This window comes from Oscillatoria sp. HE19RPO (genome assembly GCF_024220515.1).
In the GTDB taxonomy this organism is placed as follows: Bacteria; Cyanobacteriota; Cyanobacteriia; order Cyanobacteriales; family Laspinemataceae; genus Laspinema.
In genome coordinates, this window is sequence record NZ_JAMXOT010000474.1 from 1 (window position 1) to 4,235 (window position 4,235).

The 4,235-nt window shown below is 49.6% G+C and carries 3 protein-coding genes; all 3 read right to left on the minus strand.

Annotated features, from left to right (window positions below):
• Positions 1-398 precede the first annotated feature (398 nt).
• The 3 genes from NG833_RS29775 to NG833_RS29785 all read right to left on the minus strand — a co-directional run bounded on the left by NG833_RS29775 (position 399) and on the right by NG833_RS29785 (position 3,785).
• On the minus strand, positions 399-1,406 hold the full coding sequence (locus tag NG833_RS29775; RefSeq protein ID WP_254568881.1) for a zinc-dependent alcohol dehydrogenase family protein: 1,008 nt from the start codon (positions 1,404-1,406) through the stop codon (positions 399-401).
• A 121-nt stretch (positions 1,407-1,527) separates the two neighbouring features.
• Positions 1,528-2,238, minus strand: coding sequence for an ROK family protein (locus tag NG833_RS29780; protein ID WP_254568883.1), 711 nt, complete (start codon positions 2,236-2,238; stop codon positions 1,528-1,530).
• A 272-nt stretch (positions 2,239-2,510) separates the two neighbouring features.
• A complete protein-coding gene (locus tag NG833_RS29785) occupies positions 2,511-3,785 on the minus strand; it encodes a dihydrolipoamide acetyltransferase family protein (protein ID WP_254568882.1) in 1,275 nt (424 codons plus the stop codon).
• Between the last annotated feature and the right edge of the window lie 450 nt (positions 3,786-4,235).

Here is a 4,235-nt window from a genome sequence, read left to right on the forward strand (position 1 = left end):
TAGTAACGAATTCATTCGTTTCCCAGTTCGTAGTAACGAATTCATTCGTTTCCCAGTTCGTAGTAACGAATTCATTCGTTTCCCAGTTCGTAGTAACGAATTCATTCGTTTCCCAGTTCGTAGTAACGAATTCATTCGTTATCTCCCTCTTAAGAATAGAACGACTGAAGTCGTTACTACGAACTTAGATAAGAACGACTGAAGTCGTTACTACGAACTTAGATAAGAACGACTGAAGTCGTTACTACGAACATTAGATAACGACTGAAGTCGTTACTACGAACATTAGATAACGACTGAAGTCGTTACTACAAACGGGGAAGAACGACTGAAGTCGTTACTACGAACTTGGAGAAGAACGACTGAAGTCGTTACTACGAACAGGGTAAGAGAGCGGATTAATTGTTCATGGTTAGGACAATTTTGCCTTGCATAGAGCCAGTTTCTAATAACTCATGGGCCGCTACTGCTTGTTCTATGGGGAAGGTTTTACCTACATGAATCTTTAACTTGCCTTCATCAAATAGGCGCGCACATTGTTGTAAGATTTTTGCTTGGTCTTGTTGTTCTGCTATCCGATTTTGTAACATCGGAGTCAGCATTAATTCAAAGCTGATGCGCTGATTGCGGAGGCGAGAAGTTTTTAAGTTGCCATGCTCCGGATTGGGTTCTAAAATGGTGACTACATCCCCATACAAGCGGACCGCTTCAGCGGTTTCAAAGAAGGTTTTGTCACCGACGGTATCAAATCCGATGTCTGCACCTTCCCCATTAGTCCAGTTCATCACAGTCTCAATGACATTTTGTTCTTTATATAAAATGACTAAATCAGCACCCAATTGGCGGACAAATTCGGCTTTTTCTGGGGTACTGACGGTGGTGGCGACTTCGGCACCTTTGAGTTTGGCCAGTTGGATGGCGACATGGCCGACTCCCCCGGCACCGGCCTGAATTAGCACTTTTTGGCCCGGTTGTAAGCGTGCGCGGTCGTAGAGTGCTTCCCAGGCGGTAATCAGGACTAGGGGTGCTGCGGCAGCTTCTACAAAGCTCAGAGAGGTGGGTTTTTTGGCGACAAATCGTTCATCGATCGCCATATATTCGGCATAGTTGCCGTGAGGTCCACCCAATCCACCATTAGAAAAATATACTTCATCTCCCACGTTGAGGGTTTGCACCCCAGAGGCGATCGCCTCGACGACTCCGGCACCATCACATCCGAGGATATCCGGGCTCATGTCCGGATGAAAGGTTCCGCGTTTGCGAATTTTGGTATCAATGGGATTGACACCGGCAGCATGAAGGCGGACTAAAATATCCCGATCGCCTTCTAATTGCGGACCTGGAATATCTTTCACTTTCAAGACATCCGCTGCTGCGCCTAATCCGGTCATAACCACTGCTTTCATAGTCTTTCCTCAAGAGTTTGTTTTATCGAATGACTGACATTTTCAGGACTTACGCAATTTTGAACCTTAAATGCTAAATGTAGAGGCGATTCGCTTTCTCGCCTCTACATTTAGGATCGGGTTACGGGTCCCGCCACAAGGCAATCCCCCCTAACAAACCAGTGATATTGGGAACAATGGTGACATTAGAGGGTAAATCCAAGGTGATTTTTTTCGCTTCACCACCACCAATGTAGAGGCGATCGTAATTAAACAAATGTTCTAAATTGGCGATCGCTTTTTCTAAGCGGCGATTCCAGCGCTTATCCCCAATTTTATCCAATGCCGCACGTCCCAATTGTTCCTCGTAGGTATCACCTTTGCGGAAAGGATGATGTCCCAGTTCCAAATTCGGGACCAGTGTTCCATTCACAAATAAGGCACTGCCAAACCCGGTCCCCAGGGTAATCGTGAGTTCGACCCCTTTCCCGGAAATTGCGCCTAAACCCTGGATATCGGCATCATTGCAAACCCGAACAGGTTTTTCCAAAACCTTCGTCAGCGCTTCGGCGAGATTGAACTCTACCCAATCCGGGTGGAGGTTGACGGCAGTGTAGATGATTCCATGACGAACCACCCCAGGAAACCCGACCGAAACCCGATCGAACTCACCTTGTTCTTTCGCTAAACCGGCGATCGCCTCAATCACAGGTTCCGGTTTAGCGGGATCCGGAGTCGGAACGCGGTTACGTTTGGTCACCGCTTCCCCTGCTGCGTCTAAAATAATGGTCTTCGTGCCACTACCGCCAATATCAACCGCTAGAGTTTTTATGGATTCCACTTGATTCACCATTACACTATAGGATGAGGACTGAATAAGGATGAAGGATAAATCCATTGTCAGTATCCCCCTTCATCCTTCCTTACGATTACAGGATACTGTGCGTCAATCTACGGAAGAGACCCCTCCCCGGCCCTCCCCTAAGAGGAGAGGGAGGTATAATGAGTCCAGGTTTGTACTTGCAGCAAAGTATAATGCCTTATCAAGGAGCATATATCCTTCCGGCTCCCCCTTCCCTCCCAGGGAAGGGGGCGGGGGGGGTTAGGTCTCTTTCCCCCTAATCCCTACATCGTGAGAGACTGAGTATTGCTTTCAATCAACTTCGCTAAATCTTGCAAGAATGCCGCTGCATCAGCACCATAGATAATCCGGTGGTCACAGGTAATATTCACCCGCATTTGTCGCCGAACCCCCATCATGCCATCATCTGTGGCCACCACTTGATTTTTCGCCCCACCAATAGCGAGAATCGAACCCTGACCCGGAGGCAGAATCGCATCAAAACTATCAACCCCATACATTCCCAAATTGGACAGGGTAAAAGTCCCGCTATTATACTCCGCCGGTTGCAACTGTTTGACTCGGGCGCGTTCCACCAAATCCTTCCAAGTGCGAGACAGGGAATAAATATCCATTTGGTCGGCATTTTGCAGAACCGGCGTAATTAAACCGCCATCTCCCATTGCCACCGCCACAGCAATATTGATATTGCCATGATGTTGAATCCCTCCATCCACACAACTGGCATTGAGTAAAGGATGTTTCTGTAACGTGAGGGCCACGGCTTTTGCCAGTAGGGCAGTCATGGTCACCCCTTTGGACTTAATCTGTTTGTAGAGCTTGTCTAACTGATCCGTGGTAATCGTATAGCCAACATGGAAAATCGGCACCTGTAATGATGCCACCATATTCCGGACGACCGCATTTTGCAGGGTATTGAAGGGGACCACATCTCCCGAGGCTGCGGGGGCCGCTGGGACCGCCTGGGTGGGAATTCTGGGGGGTGCTGCCACCGTCGGTTGGGGTGGGGTGGCAGCCGCTGCTGGGGCCTTACCTGCTGCCGCTTCTACATCTTCCGCCACAATCCGCCCAAAAGGACCACTGCCGGAGAGGGTTGCCAAGTCCACTTTGTATTCCTTCGCCAATTTTTTGGCCCGAGGAGAGGCAACCGTGCGGCCATTTTGACGACTAGCGGGGGCTCCAGCCGTAGCCATTGCTGGTTCCGGTGCCGGGGAAGGGGTAGACTGGGGAGCGGCTGCCGGTTGAGCCGATTGATTGCTGAGTTTCGCCCCTTGCTGCTTCGCCTGTTCGATTTCGGCTTCCGTTTCAGCTAACAAGGCGATCGCCGCACCAACAGGGGCCGCTTCTCCCGCTTGGACGAGGATCGTAGCGAGATAACCTTCATAGAAGGACTCTACGTCCATGTCTGCTTTGTCAGACTCCACCACCACCACCGTTTCGCCCTTCTCCACTTTGTCCCCCGGCGCTTTTTCCCAAGAGACAATTTTGCCTTCGGTCATCGTGGAACTCAGAGCAGGCATGAACACTTCGTTAATCATAGGTAGCTTCTTTTCGACGCTCAAAACTAAAATAAAGCAAGTTTTTATTCTACCTTGATCCGTCCCCAGAGAAAATCTCCCCTGATTTGCACCCAAGAGGATACAGCATCAACGATATCCCCATCTTGCCAGAGTAGGTTTTTTACGCTCATCATGATTTGCCTCAAATTTAAGTACGCCTCCAGTCCCCTCCCCTTGGCAAGGGGAGGGTTAGGGTGGGGTCCTCTTGATGCTTGATTCCCTGCGGGATAGCTCCGCTTACCGCCACGTCACGCACTCATGAGAGGCGATTCCTTACGGGATAGCTCCGCTTAGGGTGTTCCAACAAATAAATCCTCCAAATCCCGATGGTTAAGCACCTAACTGTATGACGCCGCGCAGGCGGGCTTTGTCCGTGTAGCCCCAGGCTTAAGCCTGCGGGTTTTTTGGGTATTTTATTTTTTGGAGTTC

Coding starts and splice junctions, on each gene's coding strand:
- NG833_RS29775 (WP_254568881.1), bottom strand. CDS start 1,406: ATGAAAGCAGTGGTTATGACCGGATTAGGCGCAGCAGCGGATGTCTTG.
- NG833_RS29780 (WP_254568883.1), bottom strand. CDS start 2,238: ATGGTGAATCAAGTGGAATCCATAAAAACTCTAGCGGTTGATATTGGC.
- NG833_RS29785 (WP_254568882.1), bottom strand. CDS start 3,785: ATGATTAACGAAGTGTTCATGCCTGCTCTGAGTTCCACGATGACCGAA.